The 22187-nt window shown below is 55.1% G+C and carries 17 protein-coding genes; 6 read left to right on the forward strand and 11 right to left on the reverse strand.

Annotated features, from left to right (window positions below):
• Window positions 1–9: 9 nt before the first annotated feature.
• Window positions 10–1218, reverse strand: a complete 1209-nt coding sequence (gene trpB / locus G6R38_RS11785) for a tryptophan synthase subunit beta (protein WP_166824985.1) — start codon at window positions 1216–1218, stop codon at window positions 10–12.
• A gap of 194 nt (window positions 1219–1412) precedes the next feature.
• Between trpB and G6R38_RS11790 the strand changes: the two genes are divergently transcribed.
• A complete protein-coding gene (locus G6R38_RS11790; RefSeq protein ID WP_166824988.1) occupies window positions 1413–1976 on the forward strand; it encodes a hypothetical protein in 564 nt (187 codons plus the stop codon).
• Between the two features lie 151 nt (window positions 1977–2127).
• The gene (locus G6R38_RS11795) at window positions 2128–2334 is read left to right on the forward strand and encodes a hypothetical protein (protein WP_166824991.1); all 207 of its coding nucleotides are present in this window, start codon (window positions 2128–2130) and stop codon (window positions 2332–2334) included.
• A gap of 5 nt (window positions 2335–2339) precedes the next feature.
• Here G6R38_RS11795 and G6R38_RS11800 read toward each other — a convergent pair whose 3' ends face one another.
• A complete protein-coding gene (locus G6R38_RS11800) occupies window positions 2340–4067 on the reverse strand; it encodes an amidohydrolase (protein ID WP_166824994.1) in 1728 nt (575 codons plus the stop codon).
• A gap of 365 nt (window positions 4068–4432) precedes the next feature.
• On the opposite strand from G6R38_RS11800, the gene G6R38_RS11805 reads away from it, so the two are divergent.
• Together G6R38_RS11805 and G6R38_RS11810 are read left to right on the forward strand one after the other, a co-directional pair.
• Window positions 4433–4825 (forward strand): hypothetical protein, encoded by a 393-nt coding sequence (locus G6R38_RS11805; protein WP_166824997.1) that lies wholly within the window; start codon window positions 4433–4435, stop codon window positions 4823–4825.
• Window positions 4826–5114: 289 nt separating this feature from the next.
• Window positions 5115–6803 (forward strand): ATP-binding protein, encoded by a 1689-nt coding sequence (locus G6R38_RS11810; RefSeq protein WP_166825000.1) that lies wholly within the window; start codon window positions 5115–5117, stop codon window positions 6801–6803.
• A gap of 454 nt (window positions 6804–7257) precedes the next feature.
• Here the strand turns inward: G6R38_RS11810 and cax are convergent, their stop codons facing one another.
• Window positions 7258–8565, reverse strand: coding sequence for a calcium/proton exchanger (gene cax / locus G6R38_RS11815; protein WP_166825003.1), 1308 nt, complete (start codon window positions 8563–8565; stop codon window positions 7258–7260).
• 767 nt (window positions 8566–9332) lie between these two features.
• On the opposite strand from cax, the gene G6R38_RS11820 reads away from it, so the two are divergent.
• Window positions 9333–11426 (forward strand): prolyl oligopeptidase family serine peptidase, encoded by a 2094-nt coding sequence (locus G6R38_RS11820; RefSeq protein WP_166825005.1) that lies wholly within the window; start codon window positions 9333–9335, stop codon window positions 11424–11426.
• Window positions 11427–11430: 4 nt separating this feature from the next.
• Here the strand turns inward: G6R38_RS11820 and G6R38_RS11825 are convergent, their stop codons facing one another.
• Complete coding sequence (locus tag G6R38_RS11825) at window positions 11431–12993, reverse strand: serine/threonine-protein kinase (RefSeq protein WP_166825007.1); 1563 nt, start codon at window positions 12991–12993, stop codon at window positions 11431–11433.
• Between the two features lie 530 nt (window positions 12994–13523).
• On the opposite strand from G6R38_RS11825, the gene G6R38_RS11830 reads away from it, so the two are divergent.
• Entirely contained in the window at window positions 13524–14687 is a 1164-nt protein-coding gene (locus tag G6R38_RS11830; RefSeq protein ID WP_166825009.1) for a DEAD/DEAH box helicase, read from the forward strand.
• Window positions 14688–14783: 96 nt separating this feature from the next.
• On the opposite strand, the gene G6R38_RS11835 is transcribed toward G6R38_RS11830, so the two are convergent.
• The 7 genes from G6R38_RS11835 to G6R38_RS11865 all read right to left on the reverse strand — a co-directional run bounded on the left by G6R38_RS11835 (window position 14784) and on the right by G6R38_RS11865 (window position 21957).
• Entirely contained in the window at window positions 14784–15905 is a 1122-nt protein-coding gene (locus G6R38_RS11835; protein WP_166825011.1) for a type II secretion system F family protein, read from the reverse strand.
• Between the two features lie 89 nt (window positions 15906–15994).
• Window positions 15995–16858 (reverse strand): type II secretion system F family protein, encoded by an 864-nt coding sequence (locus G6R38_RS11840; protein WP_166825013.1) that lies wholly within the window; start codon window positions 16856–16858, stop codon window positions 15995–15997.
• Window positions 16859–16939: 81 nt separating this feature from the next.
• Window positions 16940–18349 (reverse strand): CpaF family protein, encoded by a 1410-nt coding sequence (locus G6R38_RS11845; RefSeq protein WP_166825015.1) that lies wholly within the window; start codon window positions 18347–18349, stop codon window positions 16940–16942.
• 15 nt (window positions 18350–18364) lie between these two features.
• On the reverse strand, window positions 18365–19603 hold the full coding sequence (locus G6R38_RS11850) for a pilus assembly protein TadG-related protein (RefSeq protein WP_166825017.1): 1239 nt from the start codon (window positions 19601–19603) through the stop codon (window positions 18365–18367).
• 72 nt (window positions 19604–19675) lie between these two features.
• Entirely contained in the window at window positions 19676–20638 is a 963-nt protein-coding gene (cpaB, locus tag G6R38_RS11855) for a Flp pilus assembly protein CpaB (RefSeq protein WP_166825019.1), read from the reverse strand.
• Between the two features lie 242 nt (window positions 20639–20880).
• Window positions 20881–21303 carry a TadE/TadG family type IV pilus assembly protein gene (locus G6R38_RS11860; protein WP_166825022.1) on the reverse strand — a complete coding sequence of 141 codons (423 nt, stop codon included), beginning with the start codon at window positions 21301–21303 and terminating at the stop codon, window positions 20881–20883.
• A gap of 54 nt (window positions 21304–21357) precedes the next feature.
• The gene (locus G6R38_RS11865) at window positions 21358–21957 is read right to left on the reverse strand and encodes an A24 family peptidase (RefSeq protein WP_166825024.1); all 600 of its coding nucleotides are present in this window, start codon (window positions 21955–21957) and stop codon (window positions 21358–21360) included.
• Window positions 21958–22187: the final 230 nt, after the last annotated feature.

Raw genomic sequence — 22187 nt, forward strand, 5'->3', positions numbered from 1 at the left:
CGGACGACGCTAAATTTCTTGTCCCAAGACGCGGGCCACTTCTTGTACGTCTTTGTCACCTCGACCCGAGAGACAAATCACGACGTTCTCACTGCCCGATCGTTGGTCTTTGGTCGCCAAGAGATGCGCGATTGCATGAGAACTTTCGAGCGCGGGAAGAATCCCTTCGAGAGTTGCCATCGTTCGGAACGCATCAAGGGCGGCATCATCGGAAACGCTCAGGTATTGGACTCGTCCGGCATCTTTCCAATAGCTGTGCTCCGGGCCCACACCGGGGTAGTCCAGACCGGCGGAAACGGAATGAACATCGAGTGTTTGACCGTCATCGTCTTGGAGCACGTAACTGTAACTTCCGTGCAGGACACCTTTCTCCCCATGCGACAACGAAGCTGCATGGTCTCCCGCGTTCGGTCCACGACCGCCGGGCTCGATTCCGGTGAGTTTGACGTCGTCATCAATGAATGGGTAGAACATGCCCGCTGCGTTCGAACCGCCACCGACACAGGCGACGATCTCATCCGGCAACTTGCCGAACGCCGCCTCACATTGCTTTTTCGCTTCTTTGCCGATGACCGATTGGAAGTCCCGAACGATCAACGGAAACGGATGCGGACCAACCACGGAACCCAGGATGTAATGGGTGTTTTCGACGGTGGCCATCCAATCTCGCATGGCTTCGTTGGTGGCATCTCGTAGGGTTCGCGAACCGGACGTGACCGGCCGAACTTCTGCTCCCATGGTTTTCATTTTGAAGACGTTCAACCGTTGACGTCGAATGTCTTCCTCACCCATGAAAACACAACACTCAAGCCCGAATCGGGCACACGCGGTCGCGGTCGCTACACCGTGCTGGCCGGCACCGGTTTCTGCGATGACACGTTTTTTGCCCATCCGCAAACACAACAACGCCTGGCCCAAACTGTTGTTGATCTTGTGTGCACCGGTATGATTGAGGTCTTCCCGTTTGAGGTAGACGTTGCAACCGGCTTGCTCGCTCAACCGCTCCGCGTGGTACAGCGGATTCGGCCGCCCCACGTAATTCATCAGCAAGTCATCCAACTGCCGATTGAATTCAGGATCTGCTTTCGCGGAGGCGTAAGCTTCCGTCAGTTCCTCAAGGGCGTGCATCAGCGTCTCGGGAACGAAACGCCGACCGAATTCACCGAATCGCCCAGCGGCATCGGGCACTTGGCTGAGGGGAACGCTACTTGTGGACATGAATAAACCGTTTGGGGCAAATTGCAGAAACGTCAAATTCCAATTGTTTGATCGTCCGATTCTAGGCGGAAGATGTGAAAACGCCAAGCAACTCAATCCGGATGACGAGAATTCCTAACGTAATTTGTTGAAGAAGCGTCTAGAATCCGTTTACTCGTCGAAGAGCACTTTCCCAAATCCAAAAGAAGACTGATATGTGGTTCACCGAAACGGCTTGGCCGCCGATTATGATTGCCGCCACCATTGGGGTTGCGTTTCTACTGAAGTGGTATTCCGTGCAGAGACCCATCTATCTGATCACCGGTGGCCTGTTTTTGGTGAGTTGTCTGGTTATCTACGGGGTCGAATTGTCTGTTGTCACGGAAGGGGAGGTTGTCGAGGGACATGTCCAAGGTTTGACGGGAGCCGTCGTTGACGGCGACATTGAGAAGGCTCAATCGTATTTTGCGGACAACCCTTACGGCACAGCAATCAAGATTGCGCTCGATCGATTGCTGTCGAGTTACGACATCGAGAACGATTTGGCCATCACCGATTTCTATGTGACGACGGATGAACAGGAGAAAGAGGCCGTGGCCCATTTTCGTGCGAACGGTTCTGTCGGTGGTCGTGGTGAAGTCGCGATGCGGAGCGGTCCGACACGTTGGGAACTGACGTGGGAAAAGCAATCCGACGGCCAATGGAAGGTTGTCCAAGTCCAGCAACTCAACCCGGTCGATGGCACGCGTGTCGGTTGGTTCGACCGGTATATTCGTTAATGCATGATGATACGCTCCACCGTCGTGAATTGATTGTGAGAATACACTCGCCGCGGCTGTGGTATTCATCTTGCAGCGATATTGGTCTCCGCATAAAACTCGATTGTTAGAGCCGATCGACGTGGATTCAATGGACGAGTGAGATTGCCGGATGACGAATTCATCCCGACAGCCAAACGCGAATGGAAAACCGTTTCTTGGGCTGCACTTGCGGTGCTGCAACGTCTACACCCGTATCTACATCAATGCCCAAAAGGATGCGTTCGCCGGTTGGTGTCCGCGGTGTGCACGTCCCGTACGGGTGGAGATCAGCAACGATGGGAGTGGTTCCAACTCGCGGATGTTCTCCGCCGGTTGATTCCATCAACGTGCACGACGGTCGTAGACTTTCTTGCCATCCAGCCAAGTTTGCTCAACCTGCGTGTCACGGATGTCGTCAGCAGAACACGTGAGCAAGTTGCGATCGACGAGGATAAAGTCCGCCCGCTTGCCGACTTCGAGGGAACCGATTTCTTCCTCTGCTCGCATCAACCAAGCGTTGTTGCTGGTGTAAAACCGGATCATCTGTTCGCGGCTCAGAGCTTGTTCGGGGTGGATCGGAGAGTCATGCCAACGGGCTTTTCGCGTGACGGCGACCCACATTCCCAGGAACGGGTTGTAGGGGTTCACGCTGCGGAGCGAACCGATTTTCTGCATGTGATCACTGCCACCACCAGCGATGACGTTCGCATCGAATAGACTCCGCAACGGAATAAAGTACGACAACCGTTCCGAACCAAATTGATTAACCAATGTGCGGGCATCGAGATACAACCACGCTGGCTGCAAGTCGACGCCAATGCCTAGTTTCGCAGCCATATCAATGGCCTTGCGACTCATGAAACTCGAATGTGTGATTGACGAGTGAGTTGGAGCAATCGGAATGTCGGCGTTCACCTTCTCGTAGGCATCCACCAACGCCTCCACAGCGGCGTCTCCCTGACAATGAGCCGTGAAGGCCAATCCACGTTTGGCACAGGCTCGCACAAGGGTTTCGAGTCGTTGCGATTCGATGTACCGCATACCTCGGTACGCTGGGTCTTCAATGCCGTAGATGGTGCTGATCCCCCATGGTCGACGAAAGAATGCACTCCCAGTCAGCATGCCGCCATCTTGAAAAACTTTGACACCAATCACGCCCAGCATCGGGTGGGGCTTCTGGAACAGCGGATCGGATGCGAATTCATCGAGACGTTTTTCGATCGCATCCAGCTTTCCGTTCGGACTCAGTCCGCGAGACATCCGCACGCGAACTGTCAGGCGGTCGGCTTGCCACAATCGTTCGTATTGTGTTCGTGAAGAGTCGTTACAGTTCCGGTCAATCACGCCAGTGATGCCGGAACGGTTGTAGTCGGAAAATAATTGCACGAGCCGATCATCACGGTCGGCTTCGGAAAGCCTTTTTCGATTGGAGTTTGCTTTCGATTTCAACACTGAAGAGAGCCGCCGCAGAATGCCGTTGGGTTCGCCCGTCTTCGGGTCGACCATCACGTTTTCCGGGTGCTCGGCTGCGAATTCCTTGTTGATCCCGTTTTCGGCAAGGGCCAACGAGTTTGCGCTCCCATCTGGACCCGTGCGGAAAACAACCGGGTGCTCGGGTGCGACGGAATCGAGTTCCCACCGCGTGGGGTACCTCTGTTCGCGAAGTCGAGTAATAAACACCTGTGATAACCGAATCCATTCGCCCTTCGGAACCACACGTGTTCGTTGCCGCACGTATGCGAGTACATCGGCGATGGTCTCGAACGTGGGGATCTCGTGATCGGCCTCGAATTGGCTTGCAGACACCGGGTGCGTGTGCGAGTCAATCAAACCAGGCAACACCATTCGACCATCAAGGTCAATCACCTTTGTCGATGGTTCAATTGCGGATTCGATGTCGTCATTGGTTCCCACGCCAATGATGCGGCCATCTCGCACAGCGAGCGCGTTGACGACTCGAAATTCATCATCAACGGTAACGATGCGCCCCCCACGAATGACCAAGTCGGCGGGTTCCGCCGACCAGACCGAGATGGGAAAGATCAGCGAGAGAAGAGTGATTCGAAACATCGCACACGAGGCCTTAAAGATGGGAGAGTGCAGCCATCAACGTAGACTAATGCGTTGAAAGGCAATGAACAACTCAGCACACCTGCGAAGTCGTCAACGTCGGCTCGATATCTGCGGTTCCAACCTGAGTGTTCGTTCTTGCAGTGAGTCGGTGCAACATTCGGCTTGAGCCAACTTTGTTTTCACGCTATCTTCCGCCTCGCTCGACGACTGGGGGGCCGGACCGGCGAGCGACATGGAACATGGATTGGTTCCACCATGGTGCACCGCTGTCTTGAACAGTGGTCAACCGAAACTTCATGATGAAGGTGTCATTTGTGATTTCGGAATCGCAAGCAATCTCCCCACCCCCAGAATCCCTCCCTATGTCTGCCGACCGGCGGAAACGACTTCTCGTGGTTGATGGACAGGCCGAAACCACCGAGGTTCTACGCGCGATTTTCGAGCCACGCGGGATGGAAATTGACCGGGTTAAGGCGGAGACAAACCGCGTAAGCGGCAACGACCAAGAAGCCAACCTAATTGTGCTCCACGAACAGACCGATGCCTCATCGAAGTCTGATGACCAACGGTCCGCTGTGCCACGGGTGATCATCGGTCGCATGGAACGTTCGCAACCTCGACAGGCATCGAAGCCAACTCCGGAATCGGGTTCGTCAGAACGATACCTCTCGGAACCGTTCCACTATGGCGAGTTGGTTCAAGCCATTGAGGATCTGCTCGCGGACGCGGACACAGACCAACAACGGGCGGCTTAGGGACCAATCGGAGCGGATTGGGGCGATTGACGAATTCATCGGCAAATTCGTATTTTTCCCGCCCTTGCGCTGCGGTCATGGGGCCACCTTGGTACAGTTAGAGAGTCATTACATCCCCGAGATTGCTCAAAAGTTGTACAACATCAATGGGTCACCATGCATTGGGCCAGCATGGCTTCCGATCTCGGACTTGTCACACCGTGATGATTCGTAACACCGAAGAATTGCCGTTCGCATCCCCTAAGACGCGTATTGGGGTGCTGATCGCAACGTACCGAGGGATCGTGTCGTGACCAAAGCGACATTACTGGTTGTCCAAGGAGTCGACCAGGGGGCTCGATTTGAGGTTGGTCGTGAACCAATCGTGGTCGGTCGGGGCACCCGAAGTGGAATCCGCATTCTCGATACGGAAGTCTCGCGTTCGCACGCCCAATTCCTGTACGACGGGGAAAAGTGCGTGGTGGAGGATCTTGGCAGTTCCAATGGAACACTAGTTAACGGCACGCCGATCCGACGGAAGACACTACGAAACGGGGACCGTGTGCAGATCGGTCGCACACAACTGGCCTTCCGAGACACAACCGCTGACGAAAGTGCGTTCAAGGTCGATCTCCGCGCTGAGCCGGAACCGCAATCGAGTATCGTTTCGGAGTTGGAGCAGAATGCCGGAGACACATTGCTCCGGCAGGCACGCGGGTCAGACAGCCGAACGGTGGCTCGGTCGCTACAAAATCTGCGGACGCTCTACCGCATTAGCGAAGAAGCCGTTCAGTCTTCTATGTCGCTCAGTCAGTTGTTGCGGCGGATGCTCGATCTGACCTTGGAAGCCGTCGGAGCCGATCGCGGCTGTATTCTGCTCGACTCGCCCACTGAAAATGGGAAACTCGAGCCACAAGCCCTGAGTTACCGCTCGCAATCCGCTGATCCCAGTAGAATGCCGGTGTCCCGGAGTATTGTTGATTACGTGCTCCGCAAAGGTCAAAGCGTTCGCACCTCCGATGCCCGCCGCGATCGCCGTTTTCCACGTGGTGAAAGCATTGTCCGAGCCGGTATTCGTGAAGCCATGTGTGTGCCGGTTCCTGGTCATCATGCGACGCATGGTGTTGTCTACGTGGATATTACGTCGACGGACGAGCACGTTCTCTATGACGATGGCGACCAGTTTTCCGAAGATCAGCTTCGGTTATTGGCGGCTGTTGGTCGTCAGGTGGCGTTGACGGTCGAGAACAATCGGTATCAAACTGCGTTGTTGAAAGCCGAGCGTCTGGGGGCGATGGGCCAGACGATCGCGATGCTGAGTCACCACATCAAAAACATTCTGCAAGGTGTGCGTGGTGGAAGTTATTTGATTGATACCGGCCTCAACGATCACAACGAGGACTTGGTCCGCAAAGGCTGGGGGATCGTCGAAAAGAACCAAAACAAGATCTATCACCTCGTGATGGATATGTTGACGTTCAGCAAGGATCGGCAACCGGCACTCGAATTGGCCAATGTCAACGAGACGGTGGCCGATGTCCTCGAACTCATGCAGGCGAGAGCCGACGAAGTTGGTGTGAAGTTCGACGTTCATCTCGACGAATCCCTGCCGAATGCCATGTTCGACGCCGAAGGCATTCATCGAGCGGTGCTGAATATCGTGATCAATGCAATTGATGCAGTCGAAGATCGCCCCGGCGCCGCAATTCGGGTGCAGACAGGTTTTGATGCAGATAGTGAGTCGGTATTCATCGCCATTGCGGATAATGGTCCGGGGATTCCGGCGGACCAACTCGAAAAGATTTTCCAACTCTTTGAATCGACCAAAGGCTCGCGTGGGACCGGCTTGGGGTTGGCCGTCTCCCAGAAGATTCTCCGCGAACACGGTGGAGAAATCACGGTGCAAAGCAAACCAAACGAGGGGTGCCAATTCGTCTTGGCTTGGCCTCGACTCGATGACGAAGACCGTAACGAAGACGGTCTAGCCACAATCGGATAGCGGCTGTCCTTCGATTTTCCGTTCTCTGGGCGTGACTGCCGTTCTTGGCTCCCGCCATGCCCGCCTCCACGGCGAATCCCTGCTGTCTCGCGGTATCGCATTGCCCGACCAACCATGAAAAAGCGGGCTTTCGGACTCGATGCTCATGCACCTCCGCCGAATTGATCAGCACACGCCGATCTATGTTGACCGAACGCCGCGACTGGGTCTACAATTTCAATATCCACACTTTTTTGGCACTATGTTAATATGAAATTAACAGAAAGCGTTTCGGGGGCGTGGTGGGCTGAAAGGTTGCGACAATGAGCCGATTTAACTTGGTGGCATTTGCTCTGTTTGGATTTGTTTGGGCAGGATATTCGGCGTGGTCCAGCGGTTATCAAGCTGGCTACGACGACGGCAACGAAGAGGCCTGGACAACCGCCCGAGCCACATTCATGCCCCAAGAATCGGATCAGGTGAGTTTGGTTCTCACAGATTCCGAACCGTCCACACCTGACCCACAAACGGCCCAGTCAAAGTTGGAAACCAAGCCGACATTTTGAGTTGCGAGGTTGCCAGACGAGTCCGTGTTTGCAGATTCCTCCGTATGAGTTGGGGCGGAATGATGCTCTTCACTTTCGGGCAAATTGAAGAACGCGATTCCAAGAATCACATATACCGCAAGTAACAGCAGCCCTTCAAACCAGTTTGATCGTCCATCGAACGCCACCAACGCCACCACCAGCACCGAGAGTGTGACCGCAACAACTTCCAACGGTGCGAAAATCAGGTTCAACGCGGGGAAGCCTGGTAGATAACTCACCAAAACGAGCACTGGTGCCACGAACAATGCAATCTGCAATGACGAACCGATGGCGATCTGAACCGCCAAATCCATCCGGTTCTTCATCGCCATGAGAATTGCGGACGAGTGTTCCGCCGCGTTCCCGACGATCGCGATGACGATGACACCGACGAACAACTTCGTCCATCCGAACGCCTCCCGAGCGTCTTCGATGGCTCCGATCATCGCTTCACTGACGATCGCAACGGCCAGCGTCGACACGAGCAACACCGTGACAGCAACCGATTGCGACCAATGTTCGTCGGCTTCATGTGGAATCGCAGGGTTCGCGGAATCTTCTTCGGTGGGATGATCCGATGAAGCTTCGCTCGGTGAGTGCGCTCCCGCGGAGTAAAGATGCTTGTGCGTTTTCAGACTGAATACCAGATTCAATCCGTAGACAACAAACAGCACGATCGCGATTTCTAGGCTCAAATCCCGTTCAAGTGCATCGAGGTGTTCCGCGCCTTGTCCGACGAGAATGCCATGGAAGACGGCAGGAACAATCAGGCCGATGGCAGCAAGCACCAGCAGCGTTGCTGACATACCGGCCGCAGTCGCATTGAACTTCTGCCGATTGTATTTCAGACCGCCGGCGAAGAGGCTCGCCCCCAACACAAGCAGGATATTGCCCAGAATACTCCCCGTGAGTGAGGCCCGCACAACTTCGATTTTCCCGGCGCGAAGGGCAATGACAGCGATGATCAATTCCGCCGCGTTCCCGAACGACGCGTTCATCAAGCCACCGATACCGGGACCGAACCGTTCCGCGAGCATCTCGGTGCTCTTGCCCATGAGGCCAGCTAACGGAATGATGCCAAGTGCCGCGGTCACGAACACCCAAGTTCCGGACCCTCCCACCCAGTGCAGCACCAGGGCCACAGGAACGAAAACCAGCATCACATTGAGCCAACCGACGCGTTTGAGCCAGTCCATTATCCACTCACAGAAAGTGTGTCAAACTACGAAATGAAGTACACGAGGTTCATTCACAACCTCACGCTGCTAGTTGCGTAGGCTACTGACGAGTGTGGACGGTGTCCATCGTGGCCATGGACTTTTGATTGTCGAGTTTAGCGCAAAAAAAGAACTCGGCCTCCGGTTGGAACCGAAAGCCGAGCCTTTGTGTGTCTCGTATCAAGATCGAGATGTCTTCGATTCCATTTCCCTGGTCAAGCCAGCAGGAAAAACGCGGAATCGGAAACAAAAGGAGACGATCCGGATGCGAGTGAATGGTGGCTGCCGAACGGCAACCCGCCGGTTACCGGCGTTCAAGCGGCGCCACCTCCAGGTTGGCTACTACAATCACAAGTCACTCGATCACCTCCTTTCTATATAGACACCCCGTTTCGATCAGCTCGCCATGTCTGACCACCTCACGGGCGATAGTCCTGCGTGCTGCGTTCGCACGCCCAACACCTTCATAATTACAAATCTTTCGGCGTCGGCAAGAGTAATTTGCGGTACGTTTTTGGAATTTTTTCAGAATCGAAATTTCAGGGGGAATGTTAAAAGACGATCGACGACACGCCATCCGCGTGGGAATTTTGGTTCGCTCGCTGAATCGGGACGGATCTCGTAGAATGCTGAGGTGCTTGCTGAGGTCGTACTCAGCGTCGTTCAGTCTTTGCCATCGCCGTCGGGAAGGATTCACCGTGGCTGTTCGTAATTTGTGTTCGTCGTGGCTTTTTGTGGCTTGCTTGATGACAAATCACCCATCCTCTGCGGAATCGTTGCGTTATCCGGAAACTCGAAAAGTCGACCAGACTGATGTTTATCACGGTGTGACGGTATCCGATCCGTATCGTTGGCTCGAGGACGACGTTCGGACGTCTGAAGATGTGCACGATTGGGTCGAGGCACAAAACAAAGTATCGTTCGGATATCTCAAAGCGATTCCTCAGCGGGATGCCATTGAGAGCCGATTGACGAAGCTCTGGAATTACGAGAAATACTCTGCACCCTTCAAACGTGGTGGACGGTATTACTACTTCAAGAACAACGGGCTACAAAACCAAGACGTGCTGTTCATGCAAGACCGTCTTGATGCGGAAGCCACGGTCTTGATCGATCCCAATGAATGGTCTGAAGACGGCACGGTCGCACTGGCGGGATTGGCGTTTAGCGATGATGGTCGGTATCTCGCCTACGGTATTCAGGAAGCCGGTAGCGACTGGCGAACCTGGCGAGTCATGGAGATCGCCACCAGGAAGGTGCTGGAAGAAGGAATCCAATGGGTCAAATTTAGTAGTGCGACTTGGACGCGGGATTCCAAAGGGTTCTTCTATGGTCGCTTTGATGCACCGGAAGAGGGCGAAGCATTTCAATCGCTGAATCTGAACCAAAAAATCTACTATCACCGAATTGGCACGTCGCAAGATCAAGACGTGTTGGTGTACCATCGCCCGGATGAACCGACTTGGGGATTTGGAACGTCGGTGACGCAAGATGGTCAATTTCTTGTCCTCACCGTTTGGAAAGGCACTGACGATCGCTATCGCATTTTGTATCGGGATCTCACCGAACCGTATGCAGCCCCGGTGGACCTGATTGATAATTTTGAGCAGGAGTTTAGTTTTGTCGGCAACGACGGACACGTCTTCTACTTCGTGACCGATTGGGAAGCACCCCGCAAACGGTTGATCGCAATCGACATTCGCAAACCGGCTCGCGAGAATTGGCAAGTCATCATTCCCGAGTCGGACAATGCCCTGAATGACGTGAATCTCGTCGGCAATTTGTTCGTCGCCAGTTATCTGCAGGATGCGAAAACCGCTGTCAAGATTTACGATATGCAAGGAGAGCATGTGCGTGATGTGGAGTTCCCCGGCATCGGGACGGCACGCGGATTCAGCGGACGCCGCGGAGACACGGAGACGTTCTATTCGTTCTCCAGTTTCGCGACTCCGCCGAGCACGTACCGCTACGACTTGATCACGGGAAAGAGCACCAAACTTCGGCAAGCAGAAGTCGACTTCGATCCCGAGCTGTACGAAGTCAAACAAGTCTTTTACAAAAGCAAAGACGGAACCAAAGTCCCGATGTTCATTGCTCACAAGAAGGGACTGGAGCTCGACGATAACAATCCAACGCTGCTCTACGGTTACGGCGGGTTTTCGATTCCGCTCACGCCGAGCTTTTCGATCAGCCGACTCGCTTGGATGGAAATGGGCGGCGTGTTCGCAATGGCCAACCTGCGGGGCGGCGGCGAATACGGCGAGGAATGGCATAAAGCTGGAACGAAATTGACGAAACAAAATGTCTTCGACGATTTCATTGCGGCGGCGGAATGGTTGATCGATAACGACTATACCAAGTCCTCGAAGCTTGCGATCCAAGGGGGATCCAACGGAGGGTTGCTCGTCGGTGCAGCCATCACGCAACGCCCCGACCTTTTCGGAGCAGCACTTCCGGCAGTGGGCGTGATGGACATGCTGCGGTTTCACAAATTCACGGCCGGTCGGTTTTGGGTCGACGATTACGGCTCCGCTGATAATCCCGAAGAATTCCAGGCGTTGTACAAGTATTCGCCGTACCACAACCTGAAAGCGGGAATCGAATACCCACCAACCCTCGTGACAACCGCCGATACCGACGACCGCGTCGTGCCCGGACACAGCTTCAAGTTCGCCGCCCGTTTACAGGAATATCACGAAGGTGATGCACCGGTGTTGATTCGTATCGAGACGAAAGCGGGACACGGATCTGGCAAGCCGACTTCCAAAATCATCGAGGAAATCGCTGACCAATGGGCGTTTCTCGTGAAGAACCTCGGAATGGAAATCGAGTCCAAGTGAGAAATCACTTCAGCGATTGATTGAGATTCCCCAGTCGTCCTTTGAGGCGTTGCAGCAGGATTCGTTGATCACGCAGGGAATTGCCATCGGGGTCGCCGGTCATTTCTCCCATGATCAATGAGCCGACCGCTCCCAACTCGGGAGCGGTTTGCGAGCCGATCTCAGCGTGCTGCTGCTCGACCGTTTGGAGGGCCGCCTCGAGTTCGGGATCAAGTTCGACGTTGGCTGGGGATTGTTCCCGCAGTTGCTGGCGAACTTGGGGCAACAATGATTGGCTTGGCGTCACAGTGGACTGTGGTGTTGACGTGATGACGGTTCGTGACGGGGGAACAGCGTCCGATTTGTAGGCCACCGCGATTCCACCCGCCGCCAACATGACGCTGATTCCCACACCAACGGCAACGGCGAATGGATGTCGATTCCAAAATTGGATCCATGCATTCGGCTTAGTCTCGGTCAATGCTGTTGGCAGCGAGACCGAGGTTTGTCGTTCTTCCAAATACTCCGTCAATGCATCGGCTAAGTCTTGGGCGGAGGCGAATCGGTGGTCCGGATCTTTCGCCAAGCAGCAGATGCAGATCGCTTCCAAGCCTTCGGGGATGGTTTCGTCAATCGTTCGTGGCAGTGGCGGTTCGGCGTTGACGACCTGATACAACAACGCCTGTGTCGAGCCACGGAACGGTCGTTCGCCGGTCAACATTTCGAACAGCATCGTGCCGAGTGCGTAAATGTCGGCGCGGGCGTCCGCCTCGTGTGACTGGCCGGTTGCCTGCTCGGGAGCCATGTATGCCGGCGTGCCCATGACCACACCGGCTGCTGTCATCGAGGTTTCACCAAACTCTCGTTTCGCCAGACCGAAGTCGGCAATGTGCGGTTGTCCGTCTTCATCGAGTAAGATGTTCGCCGGTTTAAGATCGCGATGAATCACGCCGCGTTGGTGAGCGTGATGCAATGCCTCCGCAAGTGTGCGGCACAGTTCGGCACTCTCTTGATGAGTCGGTTGGTAACTCTCCAGCCAGTCGTCCATTGGTTGGCCGTTAATGAAGTCAGTCGCGATATAAACCGAACCGTCGCTCATCCCGACTTCGTGCACGCCGACGATATTCGGATGTCGAAGTTGGGCCGCAGCTCGTGCCTCTTTCAAGAACTGCGACGTTTCTTTCTCGGTCAGTTGTCCGCTGCGGGGTAACTTGATGGCTACCGCACGGTCAAGTTTCAAATCGCGAGCTTGATAAACGCAACCGAAACCGCCTTCCCCCAGAAGTTTCTCTAACACAAAGTGCCCAAGACGTGTCGTTTCCGAACCGGATGAGTGCTTCGTTGCAGCTGGATCGATGATCGGGTCATCTGCGGCAGCAGTTTTGGAGTCGAGCAAACCGGCGCCGTTGGAAAGACTCACGGCAACCGTTTCCTGACCAGTGCATCCGGCCGATTTCTCAACCGAGTTGACGAACGTATGGCCACAATTCCCGCAGGTTGTCGAAGCCGCCGCGGACGTTCCGAAATCCACACCGTTTTGACAGCTCGGGCAGGGGACCAGCACTGATTGATGACTATCAAGAAGCATTTCAAGACTCACATCGTAAGAGATCGTGGGAGATCAATTTGCTCGAATGGAATTCGATTCGTCGGAACTTGTCTGGTGACGCGGTCGGACATAAACCCATGAGTAATTGGGGCTCATGACCGAAAACGACGATCCCGCATGCCTTCCATCCTTCAATTGATGGGATCTGGCAGACGACACGGGACGGGAAAACGCCTCGGAACGCTCAAGTCACTCGAAGCTGGATGCGGAACCATCCCACAATTCCGATAATTTGGGTTTCGACGTTGTGTTGCCTGTAGACAACGTGTGAACGGATGACCGGTGGCGTTCTTCGCGTTGCGGTCAAGTCCGATTGACGTCAAGACCGATGTTTTCTATTCTTTATTCTGCAAGACTACATTTAATATGGCGTAAAACCGCCGACATCTGTTTATTTGAAGGGCACTGTGAGTACAGTCAAAAAATCGCGAAAGACTCGCTCCCCAAAAAGCCGTTCGGCTTCAAAACCACCCAAATCAGGGTTTGCCGCTTTGGGGTTGAGCAAAACGATGCTCAAGACATTGGCAAAGATTGGATACGAAGAACCCAGCCCAGTTCAGAAAGCTGTGATTCCCATCGCTCTGACTGGTGCCGATTGCACTGGTCAGGCCCGAACTGGTACTGGCAAGACCGCCGCATTTGCGATTCCCATTCTGGAACAGTTGGACCTCGACTTCAAAGGCGTCCAAGCGATCGTGCTCGCTCCCACGCGGGAACTCAGTGAGCAAGTCGCGGAGGAATTCCGGCGATTCGCTCAAGACTTTGATTGCGAAGTCGTGACCGTCGTGGGCGGACGTTCAATGGGGCCGCAGATCAATGCTATTCAACGTGGCGCCCAAGTCGTCGTTGGCACACCGGGACGTGTCATCGATCTCATGCGGCGTGGCAATCTCAATCTCCGAGATATCGAATTCGTGGTCCTCGATGAAGCCGACCGAATGCTCGACATCGGTTTTCGGCCAGACATCGAGAAAATCCTTCGGCAATGTCCGACGGATCGGCAAACACTCTTGCTTTCGGCAACCATGCCGCCATCAGTCGAGCGACTTGCTCTACGATACATGCAGGACCCACAGCGAGTCGATCTCTCGCAGGATGGAATTTCGGCTTCCGAAACGATCGAGCAGTTCTACGCAACTGTCGACGAGGAACGGAAACTTGGGTTTTTGGTGCGGCTGTTGTTGAAGGAACGTCCGCAGCAAGCCATTGTGTTTGCTCGCACGAAACGTGGTACCGAGCGAATCTACAAGCACTTCGCCGACAAACTTCCCGGCGTGGCGATGATGACGGGCGATCTGCAACAGTCGAAACGTGATCGTGTGATGAAGCGATTTCGTGAGGGCAGTGTCCGGTTGCTGATCGCGACCGATGTCGTTGGCCGGGGAATCGACATCAGCGGAATCTCGCATATCGTCAACTACGACATTCCCGAGTATCACGACGACTACGTGCACCGCATCGGACGTACGGGGCGATTATCCTCTTCGGAACGCGGTCGGGCCATCACGCTGGTTACACGCGAACAAGGTGGTCAGCTCACGAGCATTGAAGTGCGTGTTAATCAATTGCTCAACGAGTATAAACTACCGGATTACGAAGCGTTCCAGTCACGTGGACCACGACCGAAAGTCAACGATTCCCGAAATCGGGGAAAGTCTTGGACGATCGACTAGAGCAGGTGTGAATGGGAAGAGAGACAGGTTGAATACGAAAAAGCCCCGCGATTGTTGTCGCGGGGCTCTGTTGTTAGTTGGGATCGCCTGTTGCGATTATTCACCTTCGCGGAACTCTTGAAGTTGCTGCGAGGAATTGTTGAGAAGGTCGGCTCCATCGCCTTGGAAGAAGTCGTTGAGTGAAATCATCGCCGGTCCGAGCAGGAACAGAAACACGGCTGGCATCAGACAGAGCACGGTCGGAAACAGTAACTTGAACGTCGCCTGATTGGCTTTTTCGTCCGCTCGCTGGCGGAGTGTTTCCCGCATGTTGTCACTGTAGTCGGTGAGTGCCGCCGAGACGCTGCTTCCCATTCGCTCGGTTTGAATCAAGAGCGTCGCGAAAGAGTGGACTTCCGGAAGATCGACACGTTCGGAAAAGTTTCGGAGGGCTTGCTCAAGCGATCCGAGGTGAGCTTGCTCCACGACGATCTGAAGTTCCCGTGACAAGGCGGGATACACGGGGCGAATTTCCTGGCTAATTCGCTTGAGAGCCGCCGGCACGGTCATTCCCTGACTCACGCACATATTGAGCATGTCGAGCATGTCCGGCATCCCACGAGCGATTTCGCTCATGCGGTCACGAGCTTGGCCACGAATCACTAATCGCGGAATGGCCCAACCCATCAATGGGATCACGAGCAACATCGCGATTGCGAAGACTTCCAACTGAGTCGGCAGAACAATGAGCAGAATCCCGATGCCGATGAGCGGCAGCATGATTCCCAAGTATCGTAACGCAGCCAAGTTCTCGTAAGCGTGCGGATTGTATTGTCCGGCGTTGAGCAGTTCCCGTTTGATCGTGCGTTTCTTGGCATCACTCTCGGGGAGCATGGCCGCGAAAACGGGCGTAACCGGGCCGAGCATGTAGTCGGATTGATCGGATGTCGGTACGTCGCCGGCTTCGAGTCGGGGCAGCGGATTTTCCGTGCGATCTCGCTTTGTTCCAGTCGATCCATCTCGGAACAAATGCCGATCGTTCCACGTCACCGGACCAGCCGGCGCGTAGGAGATGTTTGGATCGTCGAATTGGATTGCGTCGGCGGGAACCTCTTCGGTCGTGCTTGCCGAATCAGATTCCGTTCGCAATTTTCGTTTGCGAAAATAGCGAGCGAGCAGCAGGACGATCGCCAAACCGAGAACGACGTAGAAGGCGATAAGCATCCAGGGAGGTAACATGGCAAATCCCTTTGAAGGCGATATTCAGTGTTCACCTTGGGGAGCATCGGCGTCACCGAAGGCCCCCATGGAGTCTGTATAAGTTGTGACTACGTTCGTTTACTCGATTGCAGAATTCGCAATACCCAAATCGTGCCGAGCAATTGCAACACGACGGCGGCCAAAGTCATCCACCAACCCCAGCCCGAGGCCATCAAGTTGGTGAAGTATTCCGCATCTCGGATGATGAAGAACATCAGGATCGCCGGAGGCAGAATCAGCATGAGAATCGCGGTTGCCCGACTAGCGGACGTCGCGGTCTTCAGTCGGCCGAGGAATGTGATCCGGTCGCGAATGGTCGCTTGCAGTCGTTCGAGTACAGTGATCAAGTCACCGCCGGTTTGATGGTGCACCGAAAGGGCGGTCACCAGAACGTTCAAACTGACCACACCGGTTCGTTCCGGCAGTGGCTCGATGGCTTTTGGCAGGGAAATCCCCATTCGCATTCGGCGGTCGCACAGTCGCATTTCCGTTCCCAGCGGCGCGGGCGTGTCGTCGGCGACGATCTCGAAACACTGTTCCAGACTTCGCCCCGTTCGAGCCGCTCGGGCCAACTCGCCGATCATTTCCGGCATCTGTCGAAGGATTTGTGACTGGCGTCGGCTACGCAGAAACATGGTGACTAACACTGGAACGATCAGCCCGATGATCGTCGCGAACGTAGTGCTGAGGATGTTCTCTTGGAAGACGAACATCGCTCCGCCTAAGGCCAAGCCGGACAAGGCACACAACGCGAGGAGCATCATCGGTGACATTTCCAGCCCCGATTGAATCACCAGTCGTTCAAACCAACCGTTGACCCGATCGCTAGTCGTGTGTGTCTCGCCAGTGGTGTACGTCACGTCATCCCGCACGATGTCGGCAAAACCGGGCTGCGGAGTGATTGGCGGATAATGAATTGTGTCAGTCGCCATGCCTGGCTCCTCGAACGATCAATTTGAATGGGGGATCGGATTGTTTCCGTGCAATCACCAACGTGGTTGACTCGCTGTGAGTTACTCGACACCGTCGCCGAAGTCGGATTCGATGACCGAGTCGCTATCGCCGGAGTCCGAATCGAATGAATCCATGGACTCATTCCGAAGTTCCCGCGGCGAGAACATTTCGGTCGGCAGTTCGATCCCGGCGGCGGCCAATCGTCGCAGGCAGTCGGGTTCGTAGCCGGTCGCGTAAAACGCACCTTGAGCCCGGCCGTCGTCGTCATAACCAGCCATGCGGTAGACGAAAATGTCTTCGATGTTGTAGATGCCGTCACGTGATTTCGCGAGTTCGGAAATCCGCATGACTTTCCGCTCCCCAGACGCCAATCGTGTGATATGCACGAGGATCTGAATCGCGGATGCGATGTACTGGCGAGCCACATTCGTCGGCAACTCGACCCCGGACAACGCGATCATCAATTCCAAACGGTCGAGAGCGTCACGGGTATCATTCGCGTGAACGGTACTCATGGAACCGTCGTGACCGGTGTTCATTGCCTGGAGTAAGTCCAAGACTTCGCCGCCCCGAGCTTCCCCCACGATGATGCGATCCGGTCGCATCCGCAGGCTGTTCTTGAGCAGTTCCCGCTGATCAATTTCGCCGCGTCCTTCAACGTTAGCCGGTCGCATTTCGAGTGAAACGACGTCCGGTTGTTGAAGTTGCAGTTCGGCCGTTTGCTCGATCGTAATGACCCGTTCGGTAACGGGAACGAATCGGCTGAGGTTATTGAGCAACGTGGTTTTCCCGGCCCCGGTACCACCGCTGATCAGCACATTCAGGCGGCCTTTTACGATTGCCGACAGGAAGTCAGCCATCTCCTGGGCGAGTGAGTGTTTCTCGACCATGTCTTCGAACAGGATTCCGCGACTGGCGAATCGACGAATCGAAACCGTGGGACCGGCGAGCGCCAGCGGCGGGATCACGGCATTCAATCGCGAGCCATCGGGGAGTTTCGCGTCGACCATCGGCGAGACTTCGTCGATTCGTCGCCCGGCACGAGAGACGAGTCGTTGGATGACTTGCAGCAAGTGGGCTTCGTCGGCGAACCGCACATCGGTCGGCTCGAGCATCCCGCGTCGTTCGACAAACACCCGGTCCGGTCCGTTGACCAACACATCGGTCACGTCCGGGTCGGTCATCAGGGATTCCAACGGGCCGAATCCGTAGATTTCGTCCATGATCTCGCGGACCATCGACTCTCTTTGTTTCGCCGGCAGATGCACCTGCTCCAGCGAACACAGATGCGACGCCAAATTGCGGAGTTGCTCACGAAGCTTCTCTTCTTCGAGTTCGCCCGCTTTGGATAGATCGATCGCATCCACCATGCGGCTGTGCAATCGCGTTTTCAGTTTTTGGAACTCGCGACGATTGTCCGCACTCGAACGAGTTTCGCCATTGGTCGGCGTTTTGACGTCAGTCACCATGGTCTTGTTTCCAACTCAGTGAGTGAGAGAAATTTTGTAGATGTACGGGTTTTCCAACGCAGCGCGTTCCGCGTCGGTCAGTTCGCCGACCGAGTAAACGCCGTCCGCGCGAACGGCGGTTCGGGTTGCGATGACGGCGGGTTGAAAGGTGATTTCACAGCTGTCGTCTGGTTTCCGGATGATCGCCACGATTCGCCCGGCGGCAAAACCGGCGATGCGAACGGTTCCGAATCCATTGCTGCCGGATGGGGTGATTTGGTCGTAGAGCAGCACGATCCGGGCTTCTCCCTTCACCAGATCGAGCGACTCTTGCACATCATCGTTGATGACTGCGCTGGAAACGGCTTCAATTGTATCGTCCGCGAGGACCAACTGACCGCCGAACTGTTCCAGCGCCTTCGCCGTCCAACCATCTTGAATTTGGTGGTACAGCGGAAGGTCGCTCAGTTCGGTGTTCAAGTCAACGAGTTGAAGGTTGGCTTCGGTGGCATCTTCATCGTTGGCTTTGCTGCGGATGATGATTTCCTTGATGCCGTCCGGTGTGTTGGAGACCGACCGCGTGACCGGGTCGTAACTCCAATTGTCTTCACCCAGACCGAGATCAATTGCCGATTCCCAGCTGAGTCGGTCGTCGTATTCCGCATTCAAATTGATCGCCAATGGCAGCCCCGGCACTGTAGTCGCGGGGAGCGGTCGAACACCGATTACGAAGTTGTCGATGCTCGCCTCGGACCGGATTTTCAGTTCGCCCGTTGCATTGCCAACCGCATCTTGCAGCAGCAAACCAATTGGGTTGCCCTTCTTGAGTGACTGCCGACCATTCACCACGACGGTCCGCGGTGCGGTGTCCGTGCTGATGAAAGTCGTTCGGCCTTCGTCATTCGTGACAAGCCGACCGAACCAAAGGTCGCCGTCTTCACTCGTATCCAATCGAAGTGATCGGCCACCAACCAGATTCAACCGAGCAATTTCCGCGGCCGACTGCCTTGCTGCTTCCAACCGCGTGACCCAATTGGGATCGTCCCGAAGGAGATCATCATGAGCCAACTCCGCGGCTGCGGCCAAAGCTGCCGCATCGGTGGACTGTTGCAGTTCCAACTGCGCGTTGTCCAACCAAATGCTGTCGATGAGCAAAGCAAAGACGATCATCAGGATGAGCAACACGATTCCGACCGCCGGCGTCAGCAAGCCGGACCGGTGATGGGTCCGCCGTGCTGGCCTTTGGGTTTTCGGATTCGAACGAAGGGAAATCATTATTGCAGTCCTGTGCGACGATTGATCACTGACCGATGTTGTCTCTGACGATACGATTTCAGATCGCTTCCATTAGCGGGATCGAACGAAGCGTTGCAACGCGACGGTTTGACTGACCGGTTTCTCGGCCGGTTTGGTTTCGGGTTGCTCGTTCTTGACCGTTAGTGGTGTGTCTTGTGGCATCGGTTGGGTGTCTCGTGGGTCCACCGGGTTTACATCCGTTCGTTCCCCTTCACGAAATCGCAAGACATCGCGTGCTCCGCCTTTGAAGATTTCCGTGGCGAATGGGGGAGTCGGTTCCGGGATTGGTTCCAGATCGAGAATTTCCTCGAGCGAAGCCCGATCGTCACTGCTGACGCTGACACCAGTTCCGTTGCGGCCGTCTGGATTGAGAGCCAGCGTGATGTTTCCACCACGTTGAACTTCCGTCAGGATGATGGCCTGTTGCGGGGTGACTTCGAGAGTGGCTGTGTTGCCGCCTCGGTCCACACGGTTAGTGCTTCGCATCGTGCGGTTGAGAGCCAACACCTTGATTCCCTTGAGCAGCGTCAAAGTCGTTCCACCTTGCATCCGTGGATCGTTGGTGTTGTCAGGAGAGAACAGCATGTCGACGTACGTTCCGACGCGGACCAAGCCATCGACCAAGTCATCGTTCGGTCCGACGACCACGGTGACGGCTCGCATGCCATCGGCGACTTCGAGTGCCGGACCTTCGTTCGGCGGAAACAAGTTGCCAGAGCGAATCGCGGTGGCTCGCTTGATTTCCGTTTTCGCAACGCGGCCGACAATCACGCGATTGTTCAACAGTGTGTCGCGTTCCATTTCATCTGTCAGGACGGGGCCTTGGCCCAAGTGGGCTTCGGTGATGAGTGTTCCCGACTCGATGTCGGCAATGGCCATTGGCACGTTGCGGGTGCGTGGGGCTTCGGCGACATCATCACCGGCGGTGAGTTTCTTAAAGATGTACACCCCGATCAACAGCCCGACGACGCCGAGCATGAGCAGGGTCACAAGTGCTGGGGTGAGTTTTTTCACGGTCAGCTTCTCCGGTTGGCAATGACGAACCGAAACGAGATCGTGTTCGGGCCATCATCGAGTGTCCCGGGGTCCCCGGGGTGTCGGTAAAATTCAACCGCCATCGGACGGTTGTTTTGCACAGATGCCTTCTCAGGCTTTGATTGCCGCTACGTGTTGGCGTAGCCGCTCCGGTGTCGCTCCCTGCAACGTGATCAACCCGCACAATTCCGAGTTGAAGCTCCTTATTGAGTGCTTGAAAGTTATTCCATAACCGCATGGGCTTCGGCATACAGCGGACGTTGGTCGTCCAGGTCGAAACCGATCGGCCAAAGTAGGTTCGGGGCAATGTCCGCAGATGGAATCCATACGCCAACGGCCACCGGTTCGCCGGTGAACTCGCCCCAATCGACGCCCACGATCGCGTTCGCCGCCAGTCGCGGTTTGAGAGATCGTTTGACGACTTCATTCACTTCTTCTTCCGTCGCTCCGGGCATGGCCGCGAAACGAGCTCCCAAACGAACGGCTTCGATGGCATCGCCGCGTGCGTAAAACAGCAGCGAGAACTCGAACATGCCCGCAAGGATGACCATGAGAATCGGCAACAACATTGCCAGTTCCATGCTCATCACACCGCGACGCCGCTTCGGTTTTCCATCGTTGAGTTTGAGAGTTTGGACGTTCATGGTTTGATTCTTTTCTTCACTCGCTCGCATCGTGATTGCTTCTGCTGACGACGCTCAAGCGAAGGGATTGGTCCGGTACAGATGCCATCCCACCACAATCCAAGTTGCGATGGCCGTCGCACCGGCGAAAGTCATGAGGCGACGACCTTGCTTTTCGCTGATTGTTTCCAGCTTGCGTTTGGCCGCTTCCCGTTTGCTGGTTTTTCCGGTGGCGATGTATTTCTCTTTTGTCTTGCGTGGTCCGCGACGGAGCACGCTCCACACCAGCTTCAGCACGGAGAGGACCATCACAACAGCCGTTCCAACGGCCAGCACATGGAGTGTCATCCAGAAACCTAGCCAGACACTCAACGCACCCATGAGTTTCACGTCACCGCCACCGCCACCGCCGATCATCCATAGTACGAAGATGATGCCGAAGCCGATCACGAACGCCAGCAACGCACTTCCCAAGCCGGCTCCGCCGACCACCACCCGACCGATTTCCGGTTCACGCCCGCTCCATCCGTTGAAGATGAGTTGAAATACCAACCCGGCTGCAAACATCGGAAGGGTAAACTTGTTCGGGATCTTGAGATGAAAGATGTCCCAATACGTGGTCAACAGCGTGAACCCCGCAACCGCGATCAGGAAGACAACCAAGTACGCCGGCATGGTCCGAAGACTCTCGATGCAAAGACGAAACAAACTCTTCCTGAGTGCAAATTCGATAGATCCGTCGAGACAACCATATCACCCTATTTTGAACGGGCGGGGAGCAATGTTGCGAAAACGCCTCATTCCAGCCAATGCCCTCATTTCATGCATTCTTTGCGGGTTGTTCCAACTGTGTAATCTCCGTAGAGGCACTGTTCGTCAAAGACGTCATAACTGCTACAGTTCCC

Source organism: Thalassoroseus pseudoceratinae (assembly GCF_011634775.1).
Taxonomy (GTDB): Bacteria; Planctomycetota; Planctomycetia; order Planctomycetales; family Planctomycetaceae; genus Thalassoroseus; species Thalassoroseus pseudoceratinae.

Excerpts from the sequence above, each read along its gene's own strand:
- G6R38_RS11825 (WP_166825007.1), bottom strand. The coding sequence starts at position 12,993 with ATGCTTCTTGATAGTCATCAATCAGTGCTGGTCCCCTGCCCGAGCTGT.
- G6R38_RS11795 (WP_166824991.1), top strand. The coding sequence starts at position 2,128 with ATGACGAATTCATCCCGACAGCCAAACGCGAATGGAAAACCGTTTCTT.
- G6R38_RS11805 (WP_166824997.1), top strand. The coding sequence starts at position 4,433 with ATGTCTGCCGACCGGCGGAAACGACTTCTCGTGGTTGATGGACAGGCC.
- G6R38_RS11865 (WP_166825024.1), bottom strand. The coding sequence starts at position 21,957 with ATGCCGGCGTACTTGGTTGTCTTCCTGATCGCGGTTGCGGGGTTCACG.
- G6R38_RS11800 (WP_166824994.1), bottom strand. The coding sequence starts at position 4,067 with ATGTTTCGAATCACTCTTCTCTCGCTGATCTTTCCCATCTCGGTCTGG.
- cax (WP_166825003.1), bottom strand. The coding sequence starts at position 8,565 with ATGGACTGGCTCAAACGCGTCGGTTGGCTCAATGTGATGCTGGTTTTC.
- G6R38_RS11845 (WP_166825015.1), bottom strand. The coding sequence starts at position 18,349 with ATGGTGACTGACGTCAAAACGCCGACCAATGGCGAAACTCGTTCGAGT.
- trpB (WP_166824985.1), bottom strand. The coding sequence starts at position 1,218 with ATGTCCACAAGTAGCGTTCCCCTCAGCCAAGTGCCCGATGCCGCTGGG.
- G6R38_RS11840 (WP_166825013.1), bottom strand. The coding sequence starts at position 16,858 with ATGGCGACTGACACAATTCATTATCCGCCAATCACTCCGCAGCCCGGT.
- G6R38_RS11790 (WP_166824988.1), top strand. The coding sequence starts at position 1,413 with ATGTGGTTCACCGAAACGGCTTGGCCGCCGATTATGATTGCCGCCACC.
- G6R38_RS11850 (WP_166825017.1), bottom strand. The coding sequence starts at position 19,603 with ATGATTTCCCTTCGTTCGAATCCGAAAACCCAAAGGCCAGCACGGCGG.
- G6R38_RS11860 (WP_166825022.1), bottom strand. The coding sequence starts at position 21,303 with ATGAACGTCCAAACTCTCAAACTCAACGATGGAAAACCGAAGCGGCGT.
- G6R38_RS11835 (WP_166825011.1), bottom strand. The coding sequence starts at position 15,905 with ATGTTACCTCCCTGGATGCTTATCGCCTTCTACGTCGTTCTCGGTTTG.
- G6R38_RS11830 (WP_166825009.1), top strand. The coding sequence starts at position 13,524 with ATGCTCAAGACATTGGCAAAGATTGGATACGAAGAACCCAGCCCAGTT.
- G6R38_RS11820 (WP_166825005.1), top strand. The coding sequence starts at position 9,333 with ATGACAAATCACCCATCCTCTGCGGAATCGTTGCGTTATCCGGAAACT.